Raw genomic sequence first — 23,866 nt, 5'->3', positions numbered from 1 at the left:
ATAAGCAGTTGGAACAGAACGAGCGAAGCTAAAGAAAAGGAGCAAAGGAATGGAGAAAATAAACCGTAATGAACCTTGTCCTTGCGGAAGTGGAAAAAAGTATAAAAAGTGCTGCGGAGCAACTGATGCCATTTCCATCACCGAGGTCCTTGAACAGGAAATAGATGAACTACAGAAACAATTCCTCCATTTCGCTTACTATCACTTTGGTCATGAAATGGCGGAAGACTTTGAAGTAGTAGAAGCAAATCTCGAAATCATGGATAACGAGGAGCAGGAATTCTATGAAATGATTCACTCCATTTGGTTCTCCCTGTTTGAAGGGTTGGATGATGGTGAAACAATCATGAAAAAATTCATTCAGGTCGAAGCGGGAAAAATAAAGCGGCCTAAATTAAAGCATATTTTACAAACCTGGACAAATGCCAGAACCATTGCCGGCACTGTAATCGCTATAGATGAAAACAAGCTGACAATTAAAGATGGTTTTACTTCGGAACATCTTGAAGCGATTAATCTAACCGAGCCCCTTCAAGTGGATGAAGGATCATTTATGGTTGGAATCTTGCTTCCATTTGAACAACAATATGTCTTCTTCCCGGGTCCATTAGAACTGCCAGACCTCAACCCAGACCTTGCTATTTCCTATATTGAGGACAGCAGTCTTGATGCCGATTATGATTCACCACAGGAATATTTGACCGACTTCTTTGTAGACGTTGTAAGTGAGCTCCCGATGGCAGGTGGTTTAATGGACATAGACGAGATTGATTGGCCTGCTCCTATTTACAAGGAAGTAGCTGATCTTTTTAAAAAGCAGCTTGAAATGCAGCTGCCCCCTCCCGTCTTAGATATGGGTCTGATTCTTTGGTATTCTTTCTGCAAAAAGAAACAAAAGCGAATCCAAAATCCCAATATATATGTAGCCGCCCTTCATTACTTAGTGTCCACGCTCACTCCATTGGACCAAACCGTGACGCAAAAGGATCTGGCTCAGCAATACGGTGTTTCTGCCCGCAGTATTTCCTCGGTTGTGTCAGAATTGGAGTTCGAGTTAGAGGAAGATATTGGCGAGTTTTTCGGGTTGGACAATCTGGGTAAGGAGGATACTTTTGTACTCCCTAAGGCTCAACTAGCACCTGTTATTGAGTTTCCTAAGAATAAAGGGTCGAACACTGCAGCCGGGCCTAATGTGACAAACTTTCCAACTGGGTCGGATCGAGCTGCGAAGAAAACCACCGTACGAAAGATTTCCAAGCGTGATGAAGAGCGGGCTCGAAACTTGATTTATGACGCCTTGCAAACAGACGGGAAGCAGCGTTATAAATTTGCAGAGGAAGCATTAAACATCAATCCGAACTGTGTCGATGCCTACGTCATTCTTGCTGAAAAAACAAAGAGCCTAGAAGAAGCGATTCTATTATATGAAAAAGGGATCCAAGCGGGTGAACAAGACCTGGGCAAGGACTTTTTCAAAGAAAACAAGGGTTATTTTTGGGGATTGGTCGAAACAAGACCTTTCATGCGCGCCAAACTTCATTATGCCGAAGCCCTTTCGCTTTTGGGAAAAATAGACCAGGCGGCTCGGCAATATGAAGAGTTGCTTGAATTAAATCCAATGGATAACCAAGGTGTCCGTTACTCCTTGTTTGTTGCTTATATGGATATGGGAGACTTAACAAAGGCTCATGCGATTCTGGAACAATATGAGGAGCCCACTGCCCAATTCTTCTATAACCGGCTTTTATTGGAGTTATCTGAACATGGTTTTTCGGCTAAAGCCGGAATGCTTTTGAAGGGTGCCAAAAAGGAAAATAAGTATGTGATTCCCTATTTAACCGGTAAAAAAAGACTGCCTGCTTATCCTCCTGATTATTTCGGATTTGGGGATGAGAATGAAGCGATTGTTTATGCGGATATGCATTTGCATTTGTGGAAGAAGATTGATGGGTTAGGGGAATGGTTGAAGGGGAAATAAAGAGAATGGAAAAAGTCTTCGGCTTCATTAGGAATGCCTGAAGGCTTTTTTGCTTTGGCCTATTAAAAAACCGAGGGGCTTAGCCCCCTCGATTTTATGGTGTTGATATTATTGGCGCATGCACAGCTTCGGTAAATGACTTACTATTGCTATGACAAGTAGAGCAATCCACGTCTATACTATCCCTTGCATGTGCTGTTTTTACTGTTTCGTTCGTTGTAATAAGTGATTGACCCGTTTCATCATATATGGCTTTTCCTGTTACTCCGAAAAGGACTGTTTCACCATTATGACAAGTTAAACAATAATCACGTTTCTTTTGAGTTGACCAATCATCTATTTTGGTTAAATTAAATGTTTGCTGATTTTCATGGCCTAGTTTATCTTTTAATAAAAAAATATTTTGCGATGCATGTGTATCATGGCATTCTGAACAAGGAAGCTGACCATTAAGTTTACTTCCATCCAACGCTGACATGATATGTTTGGAATCATTATTAGTATAATAGGTTAGGATATCCTTTGTCCCATCTTTAGTTTCCTTTTCACTATTGTGACAAGTAAAACACAAGTTGTAATCATCCACATGTAAAACTTTATTTGTAACCCCATTTTTCACTTCGTCAGTTTCTGATATATTCCCAATCGCCGTAGTCTCTTGTCGATAATGGAGGACGTTATAACCACCACTTTTCTCTGCTAAGGACTTATAGGAATAGGTAAATCTGCCATGACAGGCTTCACACATTTGAACATTGCTGTCAATTTCCCCAACTGCATTCCCTTCCCAAGTATCTTCTGCTTTATGGTTATATACATAGTGATCAATAAGTAAATTAGGGTTGTCTTCACTCCAAGTTAGATGTGGATTATGACAGACTGTGCAGGATCCAGACTTCGTATCGTGTTCGATGATTTTTTGTGTCTCATGTTTCGATTTAACTGATGAGTCAAAGTTTACTATTTTTGGACCAGTTGTTCCATCATGGCAGGTCATACAGTATCCCTGTGCCATATCTTTATCTTCCAAACTACTATTTGCACCTTCGTGAGTATTATGGCAAATTGCACAGTTATTGATATTATAGTTGTATTCCCCATGCGGCAGCTGTTGTAGGTTATTCATTTCCTGAACAGTATATCCGTTAACGGCGAAGTTTTTTGCTGCATTACTAACCGTTGTAAATTGTTTGGTAAGGGAATAAAACGGGTTAGTCAAATCATCAACTAGTTTTCTTGTACCATCATTATAATTAAGACTGATTAGACTCGGGTTAAACCTTAAGTAATAAGTTTCACCAGGATTCAGCGCAGTTTGATTGGTAATTGTTATTTTATTAGAAGCAGGTGTAAAGTCAATGTCGAATGGAACTTCTTGTTTGTTTTTATCATAAATGATAAAAGGATTATGGCTGTTATCAATCGGATTTGTCAATGTGTCGCTTAATTCTATTATAATGGTTTGATTTAAAGAGACTCGGGTGATGTTATCTTTATCTAGAATATTAACATTTGCAGTTACATCTTCTACTTTATAGGGCTCAGTGCCTTCATAATCCTTCTGCTTATATTTAAAGACATTCATAGTTATAGATTTAATATAAGGACGTTGTACAAAAATCACCGTTGCATTGTTAGCCGCATCGATTGCTTCTATTTTATATCGATTAAGTTTTGCTGTGACACTTGTTTTGAATGACCAGGCCCCAGAATTAGGAACTAATGATTCTTTATGACCGTCAGGATAAATAATATTCATAGTTAATGGTTCAGTGGTTGGCTGATTGTCTGAAACTGTTCCAGCAACAGTTATTCCGTCACTTTTTAGTGTTATGCTATTTACGAATATTGAAGGCGTAATTGTATCGCTGGCTTCAGTTGTTGTTACAACCAACGCTGGTTCCGTAACAGGAGTTGTTTGATCAACCGTAGCGTGAGGAATATTTACTGTATCAACCTGCGGAGAATCCCCGATAGGAATCTGTTCTTCTGCAGATGCAATGGAGGGTATGGTGGTTGATAGAAGAAAAAATATAAGTACAATAAAAAAGCTTAGCATTTTATTTCTTGGATTATTCGAGGTCACGGATGGCCATTCCTTTTTTGCTTTGACATAAAAGCTGAAATTTAATTTATATGATGTATAAAAAGTTTACAAGGTAATAAATATTCGAACACCGTTTTCTTGTAATCTACATTATTATTATACTTTTATTAGAAAGTTAATTGGGTAACAGAACTGTGAAGATAAATTGACAACATTGTGAACCTATTAACGTGACAATTTTGTGAACAAATGGTTTAATTAAAATAAATAACAGCCCACCGAGGTGAACTGTCATTTTAATAACTTAAATATTCCATTCAGGGCTATCAAATAGTAGGGCTATTTGGTAGCTTTTTTAATAGCCAGCATTTGGCGTATTAGGTGTTTGAGTATTATCAATTCCGTTACGATCTGTATCTACACCAGGAGTTGTACTGTACTGATAAGTATCTCCATTTCTTGTTCCACCAGAGTGGGAAGAAGTGTGACATCCCCAACACACAGCCATGTTAGTGTAACGCTTCAAAGCAGAAGATGGGTTCTTGTCTAGCAGGTAATCTTTAACCATTGCTGTACGAGCGTCACCAGTTACACCTGGGAAGTAGTTAGTTGTATCACTTAAGATGTTATTGTAAGTTAAACCACGAGCATCACGCATAATTGTTACATCAGTACCGTGTGCATAGTGACAGCGTACGCAAGTGTAAGTGTCAGAGTTTGTAGTATGTCGGTATGCATGGTCAAATGTACCAGTTTCTTTACCGGATGAAGCAAGGTAGTCAGTGTGGCAGGATGCACACCAAGTAGACATTGCTACACCTTTACCTCCAGCAGATGAGCCCCAAAGTGAAGATACATTTGTTGTTGTTACATTATTTGCATCTGGAGCAGAAACGTCAAGCTTAACTACATAACCGCGAGCGATATTACCTTTTATTACTTTACCAACATTAGTTGTTAATGTATCAGCTCCAGGATAAGTAGTTGTGTCATTTCTAACACCAATGAAGCCCGCGCCTAGTTTTTCACCAGCTTTTAAGCTGTCAGTGTGAACTATATCTTTTAACTTTCCAGCATATGCAGGATCTGCATAATTGGCAGCGTATGTTGAACCATCATAGAAAGCGGTCCAATAGTGTTTTGTATGACTAGAGTCGAAATCATACTCATGTAACCATGGATCTGTATCGATTACATATTGTGTTCCATTCCATTTCATCAACTGAAGGACAACGTCACCAGTTTGAAGACCTTTTGCAGCATAGTCAGCGTTTGTAGGTGCGTTAGTATCAGTAGCATCACCAATATTGAAACGGTAAACAATATAGTTTGCAGTAGATGATACTTTGTCTAATGCGTCTTTGATTACGATATCAGCTGCAGCATACTTAACTTTCATGTCAGGCAAAGTAGTTTTGTCAAGAACTGGAGTTCCTTCTAATTTCTTACCACCATCTTTGATAAGAGTATTACCCATGCCGTTTGGATCCTCATGTAATAATCGGCTGGAGTAAGAACCGTGTGGTGCGTGACAGTTTGCGCAAGTGAACTCTTCGGTCCACTCACCGCCGCGACCAGTTACTTCATTCATGTTACCGCCAGGAGCTGCGCTTAATTTTACAGTTCCGTCAGCTAAGTGAGCAGACATGTTTCCATCATGAGTTCCGCCGAAAGTACCCGCAGAGTTTGAACCAGTTCCCATAACGTTATAGAATCCTAAAGTACCGTCATGACATGCAGTACAAGTTGCATATTCACCGTCTTTGAACAATAAACTTGCACCTGCGCCAGTGTGTGTTTGGTGACAGCTGGCACAAGAGTTAGTGTTGTTCATGTATTCGCCGTGTGTACGTTGTGTTCCGTGAGAACCGTCTTGTCCCTTAACCATGTCATCTGATTTGATAACGTTACTAAAGTTTTCAGTTTGACCGCCAACACCAGAACCCGTTTTGTTGGCATTGCTTTTAGTAACAGTGTCGAAACTATTATCATGATCACTATCAGTTGTAGCCTTACCATCTACTACGCCTGTACCGCTCTTGTCGCCTACTCCAGGATTGTAACTTGGAGTGTTACCAGCAGCAGAAGCCACAATGCTAAACATTGCTACTAACATTAATGTTAGCAGGAATGAAAAGCTTAATTTAATCTTACTCATTCCAAAAAACCTCCCATTGAAACTCTCTTTTTTTCTTTTTTTTCTCTCTCTTTAATGTAAACTATGAAATTACCTCATTACCCTACTTCCAGACACCACCTCCTTAAATAAGGAAAGCTTAATAGTATAACGCCACACGCTGATTTAACGTATCGGTAATATAAACCCGGTCATTATCATCCACATATAATCCATTAGGAAGATAGAACTGTTCATTTTGATCTCCCATAGATCCAAACGTAAAGACTTGCTCACCTTTTTCATTAAATCCATAAATCGTATGAGATAAATTGTTTACTACATAAAGAACACCTCTTGAGTCAATACCAATTCCACGTGGATTAACAAATACGGAAGAACCTTTACCATCTTTAGAACCATTAATAGTTCGTAGGTATTTTCCTTTTTTATCATAAGCTAGGACTCGCTGATTTCCTGAATCACAGATAAACAGTTCATCTGTCTTTTTATCTAAGGCAATTGCATTCGGTGCTTTAAATGTGTCATCCTTAGTTGCACCGGTACTAATTTCCTGTAGCTTCTTACCAGAAAGATTTAATACAAATACTTTGTTTTGTTGTACATCAGTTACATATAATTTTTCATTAAAAATTCTTATTCCAGCAGGCGACTTTATTAGTTTTTCTTTATCATCAAAGTATTTAATAAATTTGCCTTTTGAATCAAAAATAGAAATCTTACCGTTATATAAATCCGCTACATACACATTTCCTTTTTTATCTCCAGCAATCCCGTATGGAAATTTAAATTCACCTTTACCTTCGCCTTCTTTACCAAACTTAAAGACAGGTGACCCTGAACTATCAAAAACTTGAACTCTTTTATTGTTAGTATCAGATACGTAGATGAATTCTCCAATTTTGGCAACATCCATTGGTTTGTCTAGTGCATTATCAAAATCACCGTAAAAAAGCTGACTAAAGGTTGGAGGTGAATTAGGGTCAATCACATTTGATGCCTTTTTTACAGTTGACTCCATATTTAGAAAATAGATAGCAGTAAACGCTGCTATTACTAGGATAACTATTCCGCCCATCCACATGTACATGGTTTTTTTCTTCACTGGTTTTCACCCCTTGTTAGCTATTTTTTGCCGATTCTCTTGAGCCCTTCTAAGGCTGGTTTGTACATAGGGTCGTAATTTAGTGCGTCTTTGTAGATTTCTTCCGCATTCTTTTTATCACCTTGGTCTTCCGCAACACGACCAATTTCATAAAGTATATCTGTATTTCCTGGCATTAACTTATTTGCTTCATTTAATGCCTCAATGGAATCGCTATACATCTTGAGTTGACGGTAAGACATTCCTTTTAACAAAAATCCTTTGTAGTCTTTTGGTGAGATCTCCGTTGCCTTTTGCGCCATTTTCACTGAGTCATTAAGTCTATTTTCTTTGTTATAGACAAGTCCAAGATTGAAGTAAGCATCAAAATCATTCTTATCTAAATCTAGAGCGATCTTGTATTGGTTAATGGCTTCATCGTTGTCCCCATTTAAGAAATAAGCATAACCAAGGCTTACGTAGGATTTGGGGTCATTAGGCTTTTTATCAACAGTATCTTTTGCGCTTTGTAATTGCTGCTTTAGTTGGTCTTGATCGTAGCTTGACCACAAATATTTACTGCTTACATAATATCCTGCTCCAACTGAGATAACTAAGGTCAGGGTTAATAGGAGAAGGGTTTGCCACCATTTAAATTTTTCATTTTTTGATGTCTTTTTTTTCTTATCAGTTTCTTGTTTTGTACGTGTCTCTTGTTCTTGATTGAGTGGATGTTCTTGAGCTTCCATATGAACCCTCCTAATCTAGCAACGTACCCGCCTATTATTTATGACAGGCTGCGCATTTATTTTTTACATGACAGGTATAACATTTCTCAGTAACACTTTGCTTTTCTGCTAGTGGTATTGGATGCCTTTCTTTATCAAATCCCTTATGCAAAGCGGGATGACAAGACGCGCAAGCAACCATTGTTGTACTAACTCCACCTGCTTGTTGGTAGTTATGGCACGCTAAACATTCTTGCTTATTTTTTGAAGCTTCACTGCCATGGTCCTTCATCCAACTGCTTGAATGACTGGCAGGGCGCTTGCTGTGGCAATCTTTACAGAAGGTATTTTCCTTTGCATAATCGTATTGGTTCTTTAACTTTTGAATGGTGCCGCTATCCTTATGAAGATACTTCGTTACTGCTGGAACATCCTCGTATCCCTCAATTGGGACTGTTGACATATCCTTATGGCATTGATTGCACTTTTGTAAGTTAGTTGCAGCTTGTAGTCCATGTGTCTTGGTTGCAAAGTTTGCTTTCTTATGACTTTTTGGAACCATTCCCGTTTTATGACAAGCACTGCATTCGGTTGTCACTTTCCGTGCCTTATGGCATTCAATACACGTATCCATATCCGGCCGGATAAACTTAATATCTGACATCGCTTCTGTACCAACTTGACTATCCCATCTATCTAAGTCGGTTGTGTAGGTCATTTTTCGATCCGCTACTTTTCCATGTGCAACCCCACTATGACATTGCACACATTCGACACCTTTATTTTCATGTTTGTCATGGGGAATAATGATATCCCCTGAAGGCGTTACTTCTCTTGTAAAAACATTGTGACAAGATTCACATGCAATATTCGGTATTTCACCAGGCATACGTATCGGTGCTGCTGAAGTACCCTTAGATTGTTTTTTTAATTGAGCCACTAATTTTTGGGCCTTATCTTTCGCTAAATCCTTGTACACTGCATCCTTATGACAGCTGGTACAAGCAACCTCGCTGTGCGTAGAGGCTTTCCACGTATAGTACTCTGGTTTCATCTCATGGCAGGATGTGCAAACCTTTGAGCTTGAGGTTGTTTCTAGTCCGAAGAACCCTGCAAAGGACAAAAGAACTAGAAACAACAGAGTTAACGTTGCTATTTTGATTAATTTATAGCGAAATTTTGGAGGGGCGGGCAGCTCTTGATTGTGCTCCTCATCCATAAAAGCGACCCTCCTTTAAGATTTAATTAGTTCTTTACTGGAGACTTAAAACCTGTTCTGTGACAGTATTGGCAATAAACATCCGTTGGTGCTTTTGGAGTTGTTGAACCTGCTACTGGTTTTACCCGGTCATGACAGACGAAACATTCTTCTTTTTGATCTGCTGTTAAGGCCTTCTTAGCGTGTCCTGTTAACCAGGCATCACTTGTCCCGTGTCCTGATGGGCGGTCGGCGTGACATGCACTACAGAACTTATTGATTCTGGTTTGATCTTTAACAACTATTAGGTTTGGTTCATAGTGTGTTTTTGTCTTCATCTTAAGAAGAGAGATAATATCTTCTTTTGGAATAGCTCTGGCCCATTTAGAATCTTGGTGACAGTTTACACACTTGTCTAAGCTTTGAATGGCCGTGCTGCCGTGGGCTCCGCTCCACCCTGCCACTTTATGGCTCTTTGGCACCTTCACCTTTTTATGACAAGTTTCACAGGCCATGGAAAGCTTTACGTCTTTTTGCTGCTTACCAATGGCTTGAAGAATGATGTCTTGTGTTTTTTGATCATGTGCTGCTAGCGTTGCAGCTTCTGATTCACTTGTTGTGGCTGTATTTTTACTTTCAATTGCAGCAGCAGTAGTGGTTGTTTCACTGGTTGTTACGTTTTTACTTTCTTCCAATTTTTTCGCTGCTTCTTCCGGATTCGGTGGAACATTGTAAGAAGCTTCTAACCAAGGCTTTTCGCCATTATTTACTTTGTCGTGACAGTCAATACAGGTACCCATATTCGGTCTCAAGTATTTTTCTTCCATTAACTTTTCGGCACTTGCCTTTGTCCAATCACCGCGAACCTCTTCCGTGTTGATACCGCGAGAGGCCATTTTTGCGTGAACGACACCTGAGTGACAGGTAATACAAGGGATCCCTTTTTCGATATGTCCTTTGTGATTTACCTTTAAATCGCCTGAGGCTGTAACCAGCCGGTTTTTCGAGTGACATTGTAAACAGTTCTGACTTGAAACTGCTTCTTCTTCTGTTTGAACAATTTGTTCTGGTACTCCTGTAACGTGGTAGTACACTTCTTTCAACGACTTCATTTTGTGTGTCAGCATATTTACCGTACCTGGCTTAATATGACACTGAACACAGGAAATCTGGTTGTGGGCACTAGCTGTATAAGAAGTATATTCCGGCTGCATTTCATGACAGCTAGAACAGAAGGACGGCGAGTTGGTAAAGGAAAGAACTCCATATCCACCGCCAAATAAAACAATACAGCCAATTAATGAAACAAATAATAACTTCCATCTATTAACTGGGTTCTTCCAGTCAATTCCTCTGAACTTTTGCCAGAGTCTGCGGATTGGGCCAACTTTTTTTCTATCGGGATCTGTTTCTTTATTTTTCTTTTTCCCCCAAATGGCCACTTAACTCACCCTTCCCATTTCGGACTATTTCTCTATTTATTTTCCATATTAACCTCTCTACAGGTAGTATCTAACATTGTAAGAGTATATTCCAATGTACAATTTGTGAATATTTCTTCATACTTTTCGCGAGTTTGTTTTTTCCTAAAAACAACATACAAATGTTGTTTTTAGGGGGTTTAATTAGCACTACTACAATAGTGCAAACATCCGCAATTGTTCATTTTTATACAAAAGTATTGTATTTTATACAACCGTTATTCATTTAAAACCATCATGGTCTCCCAGGTCACAAAAGTGCCATAAGTCTGTCAATATTGTCGGAAAATCGAATTTTTGATTGCGCTTTAGTAGTAGTTCGATGAGTAGTTATTATATAATAGTAGAATCACCCTTTTTACTCTGTTTTTAACATTGTTGTCACTATAAAAAGTAAATGGTAAGATGAAAAGGGTAATTATCGAACATTTTTGACATGGATATTTAATGTGAATTAGTCTCAGATAAAGGAGCGTTCATCAGGTATGGGGATTTTAAATAAAGTATTTGATTTGAACAAACGCGAGTTGAAGCGGTTAGACAAGCTTGCAGCCAAGATTGATACACTTGCAACCGAAACCGAAAGATTAACAGATGATCAGCTTCGCGAAAGAACAGAAGAGTTTAAAGCACGCTATCAAAAAGGCGAAACACTTGATGATTTGCTTGTAGAAGCATTTGCAGTTGTCCGTGAAGGTGCCCGCCGTGTGCTTGGATTATATCCATACCACGTCCAATTAATGGGTGGTATTTCATTGCATGAAGGTAACATTTCGGAAATGAAGACCGGGGAAGGTAAAACATTAACGGCAACGATGCCGGTTTACTTAAATGCCCTTTCTGGTAAGGGTGTTCACGTTGTCACCGTCAACGAATACTTGGCAAGCCGTGACGCCACTGAAATGGGTCAACTGTATGAGTTTTTAGGCCTCACTGTAGGCTTAAACCTAAACAGTATGGATAGTGAAGAAAAGCAGGCTGCCTATGCTGCGGATATTACGTACGGAACAAACAACGAATTTGGTTTCGACTACCTTCGTGACAATATGGTCCTTTATAAAGAGCAAAAGGTTCAGCGCCCGCTTTTTTATGCGGTCATTGACGAGGTTGACTCCATCTTAATTGACGAAGCCCGTACACCATTGATTATCTCTGGTTCAGCTCAGAAATCAGCTGTCCTTTATATTCAAGCGAATGCGTTTGTGCGGACGTTGACAAAAGAAGTAGATTACACCTATGACGAGAAAACAAAGGGCGTTATGCTCACCGAAGAAGGAATTAGTAAAGCTGAAAAAGCGTTCGGAATTGAAAACCTCTTCGATATGGCCCATGTTACCTTGAACCATCATATTAACCAGGCGTTAAAAGCCAATGTTAGTATGCACCTGGATATCGATTACGTTGTTCAAGACGGCGAGATTGTCATTGTTGACCAATTTACCGGCCGTTTGATGAAGGGCCGCCGTTATAGCGAAGGTCTGCACCAGGCCATTGAAGCGAAAGAAGGTCTTGAGGTCCAAAATGAAAGCATGACCATGGCAACGATTACGTTCCAAAACTACTTCCGGATGTATGAAAAATTAGCCGGTATGACAGGTACAGCAAAAACGGAAGAAGAGGAATTCCGCAACATCTATAATATGAATGTTATTGTCATTCCAACAAATAGACCTATTGCCCGTGATGATCGTGCCGATTTGATTTATGCAACGATGGACGGCAAATTCCGTGCAGTGGTGGAAGATATTGCGGAACGCCATCAAAAGGGACAACCAGTGCTGGTTGGTACGGTCGCGATCGAGACATCCGAATTAATTTCCAATTATTTATCCAAAAAACGGATTCAGCATAATGTCTTGAATGCGAAAAACCATGAACGGGAAGCGGAGATCATTGCGGAAGCAGGCCATCAGGGTTCGGTTACGATTGCGACGAACATGGCCGGTCGTGGTACAGACATTAAGCTTGGTGAGGGTGTGATCGAACTAGGCGGTCTCGCGGTAATTGGCACCGAGCGCCATGAAAGCCGACGGATTGATAACCAGCTTCGTGGACGTTCCGGACGTCAAGGGGATCCTGGTGTTACCCAGTTCTACTTATCGATGGAAGATGAATTGATGCGCCGCTTTGGCTCTGACAATATGAAAGCCATGATGCAGCGACTTGGCATGGACGACAGCCAGCCAATCCAGAGCAAAATGGTCTCCCGTGCCGTTGAATCTGCGCAAAAACGGGTAGAGGGCAACAACTTTGATGCTCGTAAACAGCTCTTGCAATATGACGATGTCCTTCGTCAGCAGCGTGAGATCATTTACTCGCAGCGTGATGAGGTATTGGAGTCTGAGAACCTGCGCGACATCGTTCAGAAGATGATTCTAAACTCGATTGAGCGGAATGTCGATGTTCATGCCCCACGTCATGAGGATGAGGAAGCATGGGATCTGCAAGCGATTGTTGAATATGTTCAGGCCACCCTTCTTCATGAAGGTGATATCACGGTAGATGACTTAAAAGGCAAAGAGCCGGAAGAGATCGTCGAAGAGATCTTTGCAAAAGTCAAGGAGCGCTACGAGGAGAAAGAACAGATTCTGTTCCCTGAGCAAATGCGTGAATTCGAGAAGGTTGTTACATTAAGAGCGGTTGACTCTAAATGGACGGACCATATTGATGCCATGGATCAGCTTCGTCAAGGAATCCATCTGCGCGCTTATGGACAAATTGATCCGCTTCGTGAATACCAGCATGAAGGGTTCGCCATGTTTGAGGCGATGATTCAATCCATTGAGGATGAAACAGCCATGTATATCATGAAGGCAGAAATTCGCAATAATCTCGAGCGTCAAGAGGTGGCGAAAGGCCAAGCGGTGAATCCGAAGGAAGACGGCGAACCAGTGAAGCAGAAGCCAAAAGTGAAGCAGCTGGATGTCGGCCGTAATGCTCCGTGTATCTGCGGCAGTGGTAAGAAGTATAAAAACTGCTGTGGAGCTGGGAAATAAGAAGAAGAGCGCAGCACACCAGCCGCTATGGCATTGGCGCAGGAAATTCTTAAAGATTTTGTGTTTCGGTCAGCGATTTTGTCGCTGGCCATTTTTATGCTCTTATCCGTTTTCTAATGAATACCTCTCTATTGGACAGTTTTCTAGCATTCTCGAGAGTGTTGTCCGATAGATGCGCATCTATTGGACAATCTTCTTTGGCAGTACAAGGTTTCTGTCTATTAGAGTCCTTCTATTGGACAATCTTCTTTGGCAGCACAAGGTTTTTGTCTATTAGAGTCCTTCTATTGGACAATCTTCTTTGGCAGCACTAGGTTATTGTCTATTAGAGTGCTTCTATTGAACAATTTTCGATAAATCACAAGAGTTTTGTCTTATTGGGGCTCTATATTGAACAGTATTAAATATACACTAAGCGTTTTGTCCAATAGGCTTAATCCTTTTAGACAATTCACAAAGGAAATACCTGAACTTTGTTCTATAGGAGAAGTTTTCATAGAAATCCACCATCCCTCCCCTTCTCTCAGGACTTTATACACATTTTTTATCTAACACCTGTGACTAATGTGCATAACATTCAGAATTTTGTGGATAAGAATATAAAAATAGAGTTATCCACATGGGGACAACTCTATTTTTATTAGTTCCTGTTCATATATTCTAAGATCTCTAAGTCAATTAATCCTGTAGGCTGTTCTCTCATTTCAAGGTTTTCTGTATGAATAAAGTTGGTTAACGCACGATAAACTTCCTCGATCCCAATCATATCACCCGTTAAATAGCCCCATCTTCCCAACTGTACAATTAACTCCGCTTTTACCTTCCCTTCAACCGCGACGATCTTCTTTGGTTTTGATGGCGCAAAATATAATTGCTGAAGCTGATAGAGTCGGATTAAGGCCTTAATCGGGTCTGGATGATCATCAACGCGGAGGTCCACATAGCGGTCATTAAAGCCGCCATAGCCGCCGCTTCCTTTACCACGAATAGTCCCGACGACTGCTTGCCTCTGCTGTCCCCGCCGGCTTCTTGCCCCGCATCCAATGCCGCAAGCAATCTTGATGCAAGAGTTCCGTGAGTCTCCTCAAACACGCGTCCCATCGCGTTCACAGGTCTTTTCGTCCACTAAAATATTTCCTTGTGCGGCAAAATGAGCCCCTGTGAGCCCTCCTGCCCAATCATAGCATTCCTTACCAGTAAAGGCAGCGTTTCCTTCGGCATCAATTAAGCCGAACTGGCGCATCTCCCGCTCAGGGTCGTCGGCAATTAATAGTTCAAACACCTCTTAACGCTGTTTTTCCCTGAGCCATTAATTCAAGCCCGTTTGGACCATAAGCCGTATTGGCATATGACTGAGTGGCAACCGCACCGACACCCGCTTTTGCCCAAGGAACTACTGAACCTACCCCTAAAAACTTAGACTGTACGGCAATTCCCCATTCTTTTTCTATTGGGTCATAGCCAACGATTGAAAATGTCATGATGTAACCTCCACCTAAGCGTTTTTATAAAAAAACACTGCTCCGAAAAGGGAGCAGCGTTCCTGTATCACGTTTACTGTGCTTCAATTAAGCCATAACGGCCATCTTTACGCTTATAAACAACATTTGTACGGTTAGTATCAGAATTATTAAATACATAGAAGCTGTGGCCCAGCATGTTCATTTGCAGAATTGCTTCTTCACTGTCCATTGGTTTTAAGTCAAAACGCTTCGTACGGACTAATTCTAAATCTTCTTCATCATGATCGTGAGCTTCAGGGCTTTCAGTTGCTGCAAAAGTGAATGAAGGTTCCCCTTTTTCACGGAATTTACGGTTTACTTTCGTTTTGTGCTTGCGGATTTGACGCTCAAGCTTGTCAGTAATCAAGTCAATCGCTGCATACATATCAACGTTTGTTTCTTCAGCGCGTAATACTAGTTGCGGTAGTGGAATAGTGACCTCTACTTTTGAAGATTTATCTTGATTGAATCTAAGATTCACGTTTACATTTGCATCAGGTGCCTCAGTAAAATAACGCTCTAATTTAGAAATCTTCTTTTCAACATACTCTCTAATTGCTGGAGTAACCTCAATGTTTTCGCCACGTACGTTGTATTTCATGTGGACTCCTCCTTTTGTTAAGGCTATGTAAATACAATTCTATTTTACCCTATGAGATTCCTGCTAAAACCGGATATTAATTTTGTCGAATTTTTGACAAAAACAATAGGGTAATAGTGCCTATAGGGATTACAATCGTTGACTTTACTGGGATATTTTTACTAAAGTGAATGGTTATTCATATATTTATCTTATTATTTTGGAGGACAATTTGCCACTCATATGCCTAGGGAATACGTTACATTGATGTGAACATGAATGGAGGATGCAAATCATGGAACAGGAAAATCGGAAGAAGCTAGCCTGGCATGAGACCCTGGAATTACATGAGCTGGTGGCATTTCAATCCTTAGGATTAATGAAACTGAAAATGTCGATCAATAAAGTGACTGACTCCGAGCTAAGAGAATTATACCGTTTATGTATTCAGGATCTGGAAAAAAACCTTAACGAATTACTGAAATATTATCCTTCCGCCCAAGGCTATCAAGCCCGTGAAGAGGAAGAGGTTCGCGAAGATATTGGCTTCTTCGCCGGCGATTTATTGGCTTTATCGAAAACAATGGTGCGAAATCTTTCTGTTGCCATCACGGAAACAGCCACCCCTGCTTTACGAAGAACCTTTACAAATCAGCTGATGGGAGCAATTCATGGCCACGAGAGAGTTTTTAACTATATGCACAAACATGGCTACTATCCTGCCTACGATTTAGGTCTTCTGCTCGGTCATGATATTGAAAATGCTCAAAAGGCACTAAAGATGCGATTCTAATTTCAGGCGCGGCGGGCGCCGAGTCTATCTTGCAATCGTAAATGATTGGACGCTCGCCGCCCCTGCCCCTTTTAGAAGTTTAGCTGCATGCCTAAGTGTCGAGCCGGTTGTGTATATATCATCAACTAATAAAATCCTTTTTCCTTGTATTTCACTGTCAGGCTCAACTTTAAAGACCTGCGGGATATGGATCCGCTCTTCCCTTGATTTTTTCGATTGTTTTTCAGAATGGACCCGCGAAAGGATATCATCCGATTGGAAGCCTGCAAAGGTTAGGACTACCGTTGCCTGATTAAAGCCGCGTTCATACAGCCGCTCTTCACTTAAAGGAATAGGAACAAGTAAATCTGGGGTAATTTTAGTGATTTCCTTTTTAAAAAGTTCCGCAAATATCTTGGCCAATACATAATCTCCGCGAAATTTGTACACGGCAATCAAGTCTTTTAAAAAATCGTTGTATAGGTAAAGAGCATGATTCTTTTCAAGAAAGCCCTGCCAGTCAGGGTCCTCCTCCCAGCGTGTGCAATCATGGCACAAGTCCCCATCACGGAATTGTTCATTTAAATGGTGAAATGGCCGACTGCAAATCCGGCAGGTTTCCCCTGCAATGTTCTCCAGCCTGCCTTCACAAGTTGGGCATAGAAGGGATTCCTTTTCTGGTGAGAGTAATGTATCCCAACTAACAAGAGGTGTTATCACCTTGTGGCAGTAAAGACAACGGTCTTGCTGGAATAGATTCATTTTACAGCCCCCTTTTGATCAAGTAATCCCTTGTTAAATCCTTCTCGGTTCATCGTGACAATCTGTCTTTTCGCCTTTAGCATGTCTTCGGTTTTTCCATAATGAAAAAAAGTTACCACCCCAGTTGGGTGATCCTTGCTTCGCCCTGCACGTCCGGCAATTTGGACGAGGGCACTTTCGGTAAAAATAGCATCCTCCGCTCCCACTACGGCTACATCGATATTGGGAAAAGTTACCCCTCGCTCAAGGATGGTGGTGGTAAGGAGCATTAGAACTTCTTTGTTCCGCATTTTTTGCACCTTTCTTTTTCGGTCCGGGTCTTCGGCATGGACTGCTTCGATGGCAGGATGAATTTTTCGTAAGATGGCCAATGCTTTTTCCATCAACGGAATATGTGGAAAAAAGACTAACGTTTGTTTGTCCGCTTGGATTCTGGTTTTAATCCACTTAACCACATTGGGAGGCAGCTTCCCTTTTTCAAGCTGTTTTTGCCAGTTGCCGCACCAAATGAATTCTGGGACCGGGAGCGGTTTACGGTGAAATCGGGCCGGAATGGTCGTATACGGCCTTTTACCTGTTCGGCATTCTCTTTGCCATTTGGAATTAGGAGTCGCGGTGAGGTAAATCATCGCGGAAGCTGGTTTCCGGGCTTGAACGGCTGCATACTGGAGCGACTCTTCGACTGTATAAGGAAAGGCGTCGACTTCATCTAATATGATGGCATCGAAGGCATGATAAAAACGAAGAAGCTGATGGGTGGTCGCGATGGTTAGCGGGGCAAATAGGTGGCGGTCCTCACTCCCACCGTATAGGGAAGCAATGGGGATATCTGGAAAGGCCGCTTTTAATCTGGGGGTGAGTTCTAAGACAACATCCGTTCTTGGCGTGGCAATGCAGATTCTTTTTTTCGCGGCTAGTGCGGATTCGATTCCAGCAAACAAGACCTCCGTTTTGCCTGCCCCGCAAACGGCCCAAATGAGGTGCTCTTGGCTTTGCTCGATCGCCTCGACAACATGATGGGAAGCAACTTTTTGCCCTTCAGAGAGTGTCCCCTGCCAGGCCATGATTTGGGCTGGGATCTGAATGTCAGGGGCAGGGCCGTTCCAGCCTATAAGCGGTGTGCATTCACTGATTCTCCCCATCATCAGACAGTTGCGGCAATACAGACAGGTCTCTTTGCATCGAGCGCATGGAAAGGCAGCAAACCATTGCGGATCCTTGTTGCCACAACGGGCACATAGTGGGTGTTTACCGCTATTTTCGATTCCTTTTCGGTAGGTGAGGTATCCATGTTGATAATGTGCCTGAATGTCAGTGAGCGGGAATGGAAGGTCCTCGAGAAGGAGCTGTTTGCCGGTAAGCTGCTGTTGTAGATCCCGATTGTAAGTGAATGCGGGGTTAATCGGTGGGTTCGGAATGGTTGGGATTTGTGAGATGGGCAGGGTATCCTCTTTTGTTGTGCTTGGGATTATTAGGTTGTCTTTTTCGATAAATCGCATGTGTGATCACCTTCTATAAATTTGATGTTGGGCGATGATTTTGTCTGCTGCCATTACATAACTTTTATCGCCGGGCCATTGATGATACAAGCGTTTTTTGGTATGACCTGAAGTTGGAAGGCTGAGAGAGATTAACATATTTCTTGAGATGTCTGGTGTTGGGATTTGAAAGAAGGTCTGGCATTCACGGTTTGTGATGGACGGTTTAATCAAGAGGAAATAATCAATGAGTGCTTCGATATGGGCTTCTTTGGAGGCAGAGCTGCATTTTGGACAGTTCCATTTTCCTGCTTGGTAATCCATTGGAAGGTAGGTACAATTTGGGCATGGGACACCTTTGAGTAAGTCTGTTCTGGTGAGACCATACTCTTGTAATATATCAATTTGTTTTGGGGTATGCTGGCTTAAGAGGAATTGGGCTATTTCATTCCTTTTGGAGGCTTGGATTTTACCTTGTTGGAATCGTTTTTCGGAATCTTCAATTTTACTAAAAAGGTCTCTTCCTTTACAAATTCTTGTAAGATCTGTTCCGGTACCGCTGGTTTTTAAGATGGTTTTGTTGGTGCTTTTGAAAAAAACAAGGTAATCGATAGGGAGCAAGTGGAAATGATGAAGGATTAGCCATCTTTTAAGAAGGGATTGCAGTCTTCGGCATTGGATTCGCGGGTCCTCAAAGGACTCTTCTGGTGCTTCCGGGTTTTTTCGGATGAGTTGGTTAAAGACATTATCAAAATATAATGTTCCGATGATATTTTTGGCTTCGATGATCAGGATATGGGTTTGAGAGATTAGCAAGGTATCAATTTGGAAGCAGATATCGTGGAGTTTGAGCTGAAGGTCGTGGAGGATTAGGTACTTTTCTTGCGGCAGTTCTTTCATGTAGTTCGCTAGTGCCCATTCGCCCCAGTAGCCTGCCCATCTTTTGGCTAGATCTTTTTCTATTACTGGATACATTGGGTGGTTGCGGTTTAGGTATTTTTTTAAGCTAACGGTTAGGGTAAGTCTTTGCGGAAGCGTTAGTTCTTTTATAACCAATATACATCACTCCTTTTTTCTTTATAATTCTACATTTTTTGATAGATTCCTACCTGTTGGTGGAAAATTTTTTGGTTTTTTTAAGTTTTTTTCTAATGTGATCGGGTTGACTCCGTTTGTGATTCCGTGGACTTGGACTGGAATTCCGTGGGTTTCTGATTTATTTCTGTGTACTTTCTTAATAATCCGTATACTTCTCATGTTTTTCTGTACAAATCTCCATTATTTCCGTAAACCTCTTCTTTTCAATTACCTTTTTCTAAAAATAGCTCTATTACCAGGTTGGGGGCCTTTCCAATTCCGTAGACTTGGCCCACAATTCCGCAGGTTTCCGATTTATTTCCGTATACTTCCTTAATAATTCCGTACACTTCTCTCTTTTTTCCGTACAAATCCCCATTATTTCCGTAAACTCTTCTTTTTCAATTACCATTTTCTAAAACTAACTCTGTTACCTGGTTGGCTGCCTTTTCAATTCCGTAGACTTGGCCCACAATTCCACAGGTTTCCGATTTATTTCCGTATACTTCCTTAATAATTCCGTACACTTCTCACTTTTTTCCGTATAAATCCCCTTTATTTCCGTAAACCCTTCTTTTTAGTTACCTTTTTCTAAAAATAGCTCTGTTACCAGGTTGGGGGCCTTTCAATACCGTAGACTTTGCCCACAATTCCGCAGGTTTCCGATTTATTTCCGTATACTTCCTTAATAATTCCGTACACTTCTCACTTTTTTCCGTATAAGTCCCTAGTATTTCCGTACAACCTTCTTTTTCAATTACCATGTTTTAAATCTAGCTCTGTTACCTGGTTGGCTGCCTTTTCAATTCCGTAGACTTGGCCCAGAATTCCGCAGGTTTCCGATTTATTTCCACGAACTTCCTTAATAATTCCGTACACTTCTCTCTTATTTCCGTACAAATCTCCATTATTTCCGTAAACCTCCTCTTTTCAATTACCTTTTTCTATATCTCGCTTTAAACCAAGTTGCCGGCCCGTTCCATTTCCGCACACTTAATACAGAATTCCGCAGGCTCCCGATTTATTTCCGCGAACTTCCTTAATAATTCCGTACACATCTCTCTTTTTCCCGGACAAATCCCCATTATTTCCGCACTCCCACCCCACTCACCATTCCAGCACCAATCAAAAAAGCCATCCCGGTCCAAACACCGGAATGGCAGCAAACTAACAATCTTATTTTTTCATCCAACCCATTCCCATCGCACCCTCACCAAGATGGGTACCAATCACCGCTCCAAAATAGCCGGTCATAAACTCAACCTGAGGATACAGACCCGCTAACTCTTCACGCCACTCCTCCGCCTCCGCCTCGCGATTGGCATGGATAATCACAGCCCGGTATTCCGCGCCGTCGGAGACAGCTTCACCCAGTAAATCAACAATCCGTTTTAACGCCTTTTTCCGGGTACGAATTTTTTCAAATGGCACAATGACCTTCTCTTCAAAGTGCAGCAGCGGCTTCACCTGCAACAAACTGCCGATAAAGGCTTGAGCACTCGACAGACGGCCGCCTCGCTGCAGATTAGACAAGTCATCCACCATGAAATAAGCATCAGCTGACTGCTTCAACTCTTCCAACCGGCTGATAATCCGCTCAGGCGACTCCCCGCGCCGGGCCATTTCAGCTGCCTCTAGCGCATAGAACCCCTGAACCATGCAGCTGATCTCAGAATCAAACGGATAAACCTTAATCCCCTCCACCATGGTCCCAGCAGTCACAGCGCCTTGGTACGTACCGCTGATACCGCTCGACAAATGAATACTAATCACCGCATCATAATCGGCTGCCAGTTCCTCAAAAAGCTCGACAAACTTCCCAATCGGAGGCTGGGATGTCGTCGGTAAATCTTTTGTTTTTATCTCTTCATAAAACGCATTCGCGGTTAAATCGATTTCTTCTTCGTATACCTCTGTCCCGAAAATCACATTTAACGGGATCATATGTATAGTAAATTGTTCTCGTAATTCCTCCGGTATGTACGCGGTGCTATCCGTGACAATTGCCGTTTTCATAAAAATGTACCATCCTTGTATTTTTGACTACACTTTTATTTTATATGAAGCCACAAAAAAAGAACACACCCATTTTAGGCGTGCTCCTTAACAACTCTATCTCACTTCGACCCAGCCATTTTTAATCGCAGATACAACGGCTTGGGTACGGTCATTAACATTCATTTTTTGTAAAATATTACTTACATGGTTTTTAACTGTTTTTTCACTGATAAATAAGGATTCGCCAATGCCTCGGTTACTTTTTCCATCGGCAAGCATTTGCAGAACTTCACATTCACGGCGGGTTAACAAGTGCAATGGCCGGCGGATATCAAGTGTTTGCACATAACCGCCTCCGGAACGGCCGGCAGTTGTCGCCAGCTTGCGATATTCATTCACAAGGTTGTGGGTAACCTTTGGATGTAAGTAGGAACCCCCATCCGCCACAACTCGAACTGCCTCAATCAGAGCGTCCGCATCCATTTCCTTTAATAAGTAGCCGCATGCACCTGTTTTTAAGGCATGGGTCACATAATTTTCGTCATCGTGAATCGATAAGATAATGACTTTTGTACTTGGATATTTTTCAACAAGCTCACGGGTTGCCTCGACACCATTCATACCCGGCATATTGATATCCATAATTACCACATCAGGCTGGTACTGTTCCACTAGTCCTACAGCATCGCTTCCGTCATCGCCTTCGGCCACAACCTGGAATGACTTTTCGAACTCTAGTATTCTTTTCACACCTTCTCTGAATAGTTGGTGATCATCAATAATAGCAATTTTGGTTGTCATGTGGTACTCCCCCTTATTACAATTTTATCATTTGCTGCAATAATTTCTTTAGTTAATGAATGGAACACGAATGAGGACGGACGTTCCTTTACCAATTTTCGAATCATAGGTGATTTCCCCTTCAAGCAGGTCGACACGCTCTCTCATCCCAATCATCCCAAACGACTCGGGTTTCTTGATCGACGTATCGAATCCAACACCGTTATCCTTGATAAGGACGATGACAGCAGAATTGGTAATTTCCAATCTGACGTTGATTACACAGGCATTCGCGTGCTTAAGCGCGTTTTGCACAGACTCTTGGATCATCCGGAACAACGCAACCTCATACTTGGTTGGCAGGCGGAGCTCCAGACCGACATTCACAAACTCGATCCTTGAGTGGTTATGATATTCTTCGATCGTTTGTAAGTATTTTTTGAGGGTGGGGACAAGGCCTAAATCATCAAGTGCCATCGGACGGAGGTCATAAATAATTCTCCGCACCTCATAAAGCGCGGCCCGCACCATTTTTTTATAGCTGTGAACTTCAGCAAATGCCTCTTCTGGCCCTTTATCTCGATAAACACGTTCAATCAGATCAGAACGCATAATCACATTGGCCAGCATTTGGGCAGGACCATCATGAATCTCCCGGGACAAACGTTTCCGCTCCTCTTCCTGAGCTTCAATAATTTTCAAACCAAAGTCTTGTTTGGCTTTGGCCGTTTCGATGACTTCCCCGACTTGTTTTAAATCACTTGTCAAGTAATTCATCACCACAGAAATTTGGGAAATAAGCTGGTCGGCGCGGTCAATCGTATCATCTAACCCAATTAATCTCCGCTCCAAATCATCCCGTTTTTCCAAAAGCTGTTTTTTATACTGCCAATTGATCGAAAGGTCCATTTGAAGCTGGTGGGCTTTTTCATAAGCCTCACGCACTTCTTCTTCGGTATACTTTTTAAAATTCATACTAACTTCTGATAACATCAGCCGGGCTTGATGAACCTGATCTTCAAGCTGGTTCCCCTCTTCGATGAGCTTAACCATCATTTCCTTGATATTTCGAAGTTCCGATGTCATACTCTCGTAATCTTGACGGCACTGCTCACCAATTCGAAAGATATCACTTTTACTGCTTGTTACCCTGTCAATCATTTCTTCACGAATTTCATCAATTGACTTTGTATTGACCTTTTTAAGTTTCATTTCATTCCCTCCAGGGTTTTCCCTTAAGGCCCTTAACATATTTTACATGGAATAAA

Annotated in this window: 18 protein-coding genes and 1 pseudogene; 3 read left to right on the top strand and 16 right to left on the bottom strand. The window is 41.5% G+C overall.

All coding sequences use genetic code 11. The features are described from left to right. The first annotated feature begins 49 nt into the window (after window positions 1–49). Window positions 50–1,978 carry an SEC-C metal-binding domain-containing protein gene (locus J7E81_RS18990; protein WP_215044920.1) on the top strand — a complete coding sequence of 643 codons (1,929 nt, stop codon included), beginning with the start codon at window positions 50–52 and terminating at the stop codon, window positions 1,976–1,978. Window positions 1,979–2,072: 94 nt separating this feature from the next. On the opposite strand, the gene J7E81_RS31115 is transcribed toward J7E81_RS18990, so the two are convergent. The 6 genes from J7E81_RS31115 to J7E81_RS18960 form a co-directional block, all read right to left on the bottom strand. Continuing rightward, a complete protein-coding gene (locus J7E81_RS31115; RefSeq protein ID WP_215044918.1) occupies window positions 2,073–4,064 on the bottom strand; it encodes a cytochrome c3 family protein in 1,992 nt (663 codons plus the stop codon). Between the two features lie 316 nt (window positions 4,065–4,380). Then, complete coding sequence (locus J7E81_RS18980) at window positions 4,381–6,183, bottom strand: cytochrome c3 family protein (RefSeq protein WP_215044917.1); 1,803 nt, start codon at window positions 6,181–6,183, stop codon at window positions 4,381–4,383. Between the two features lie 118 nt (window positions 6,184–6,301). Further along, window positions 6,302–7,267 (bottom strand): 6-bladed beta-propeller, encoded by a 966-nt coding sequence (locus J7E81_RS18975; RefSeq protein ID WP_215044915.1) that lies wholly within the window; start codon window positions 7,265–7,267, stop codon window positions 6,302–6,304. A 20-nt stretch (window positions 7,268–7,287) separates the two neighbouring features. Then, window positions 7,288–7,995 carry a tetratricopeptide repeat protein gene (locus tag J7E81_RS18970; protein ID WP_215044913.1) on the bottom strand — a complete coding sequence of 236 codons (708 nt, stop codon included), beginning with the start codon at window positions 7,993–7,995 and terminating at the stop codon, window positions 7,288–7,290. 34 nt (window positions 7,996–8,029) lie between these two features. Further along, window positions 8,030–9,193 carry a NapC/NirT family cytochrome c gene (locus tag J7E81_RS18965; RefSeq protein WP_215044911.1) on the bottom strand — a complete coding sequence of 388 codons (1,164 nt, stop codon included), beginning with the start codon at window positions 9,191–9,193 and terminating at the stop codon, window positions 8,030–8,032. Between the two features lie 26 nt (window positions 9,194–9,219). Then, window positions 9,220–10,614: a NapC/NirT family cytochrome c gene (locus J7E81_RS18960; protein WP_215044909.1), complete on the bottom strand. Its 1,395-nt coding sequence runs from the start codon at window positions 10,612–10,614 to the stop codon at window positions 9,220–9,222. A 524-nt stretch (window positions 10,615–11,138) separates the two neighbouring features. On the opposite strand from J7E81_RS18960, the gene secA reads away from it, so the two are divergent. Continuing rightward, a complete protein-coding gene (gene secA / locus J7E81_RS18955) occupies window positions 11,139–13,649 on the top strand; it encodes a preprotein translocase subunit SecA (RefSeq protein ID WP_215044907.1) in 2,511 nt (836 codons plus the stop codon). Window positions 13,650–14,289: 640 nt separating this feature from the next. On the opposite strand, the pseudogene J7E81_RS18950 reads toward secA, so the two are convergent. Beyond that, window positions 14,290–15,130 (bottom strand): annotated as a pseudogene (locus tag J7E81_RS18950) (DUF1028 domain-containing protein). A 73-nt stretch (window positions 15,131–15,203) separates the two neighbouring features. Continuing rightward, window positions 15,204–15,752 carry a ribosome hibernation-promoting factor, HPF/YfiA family gene (gene hpf / locus J7E81_RS18945; protein ID WP_215044905.1) on the bottom strand — a complete coding sequence of 183 codons (549 nt, stop codon included), beginning with the start codon at window positions 15,750–15,752 and terminating at the stop codon, window positions 15,204–15,206. Window positions 15,753–16,026: 274 nt separating this feature from the next. Here hpf and J7E81_RS18940 point away from each other — a divergent pair, with 274 nt between their 5' ends. Further along, entirely contained in the window at window positions 16,027–16,524 is a 498-nt protein-coding gene (locus J7E81_RS18940) for a spore coat protein (RefSeq protein WP_215044903.1), read from the top strand. A 24-nt stretch (window positions 16,525–16,548) separates the two neighbouring features. On the opposite strand, the gene J7E81_RS18935 is transcribed toward J7E81_RS18940, so the two are convergent. The 8 genes from J7E81_RS18935 to J7E81_RS18905 form a co-directional block, all read right to left on the bottom strand. Continuing rightward, the gene (locus J7E81_RS18935) at window positions 16,549–17,265 is read right to left on the bottom strand and encodes a ComFC family protein (protein ID WP_215044901.1); all 717 of its coding nucleotides are present in this window, start codon (window positions 17,263–17,265) and stop codon (window positions 16,549–16,551) included. Next, the gene (locus J7E81_RS18930) at window positions 17,262–18,764 is read right to left on the bottom strand and encodes an ATP-dependent helicase ComFA (RefSeq protein WP_215044899.1); all 1,503 of its coding nucleotides are present in this window, start codon (window positions 18,762–18,764) and stop codon (window positions 17,262–17,264) included. Before J7E81_RS18930 ends, J7E81_RS18935 begins: the two co-directional genes overlap by 4 nt. Window positions 18,765–18,770: 6 nt before the next feature. After that, window positions 18,771–19,799: a nuclease-related domain-containing protein gene (locus J7E81_RS18925; protein ID WP_215044897.1), complete on the bottom strand. Its 1,029-nt coding sequence runs from the start codon at window positions 19,797–19,799 to the stop codon at window positions 18,771–18,773. 422 nt (window positions 19,800–20,221) lie between these two features. Beyond that, the gene (locus tag J7E81_RS30950; protein WP_285292032.1) at window positions 20,222–20,347 is read right to left on the bottom strand and encodes a hypothetical protein; all 126 of its coding nucleotides are present in this window, start codon (window positions 20,345–20,347) and stop codon (window positions 20,222–20,224) included. 226 nt (window positions 20,348–20,573) lie between these two features. After that, window positions 20,574–20,720, bottom strand: coding sequence for a hypothetical protein (locus J7E81_RS18920; RefSeq protein WP_215044895.1), 147 nt, complete (start codon window positions 20,718–20,720; stop codon window positions 20,574–20,576). A gap of 276 nt (window positions 20,721–20,996) precedes the next feature. Further along, on the bottom strand, window positions 20,997–21,836 hold the full coding sequence (locus J7E81_RS18915) for a DegV family protein (protein WP_215044894.1): 840 nt from the start codon (window positions 21,834–21,836) through the stop codon (window positions 20,997–20,999). Between the two features lie 96 nt (window positions 21,837–21,932). Beyond that, a complete protein-coding gene (locus J7E81_RS18910; RefSeq protein WP_215044893.1) occupies window positions 21,933–22,619 on the bottom strand; it encodes a response regulator in 687 nt (228 codons plus the stop codon). A 48-nt stretch (window positions 22,620–22,667) separates the two neighbouring features. Then, window positions 22,668–23,810: a sensor histidine kinase gene (locus tag J7E81_RS18905; protein WP_215044892.1), complete on the bottom strand. Its 1,143-nt coding sequence runs from the start codon at window positions 23,808–23,810 to the stop codon at window positions 22,668–22,670. Between the last annotated feature and the right edge of the window lie 56 nt (window positions 23,811–23,866).

The sequence above is a fragment of the Bacillus sp. ISL-18 genome (genome assembly GCF_018613415.1).
Lineage (GTDB): Bacteria > Bacillota > Bacilli > Bacillales > Cytobacillaceae > Neobacillus.
This window is presented reverse-complemented; position numbering and strand designations above follow the sequence as displayed.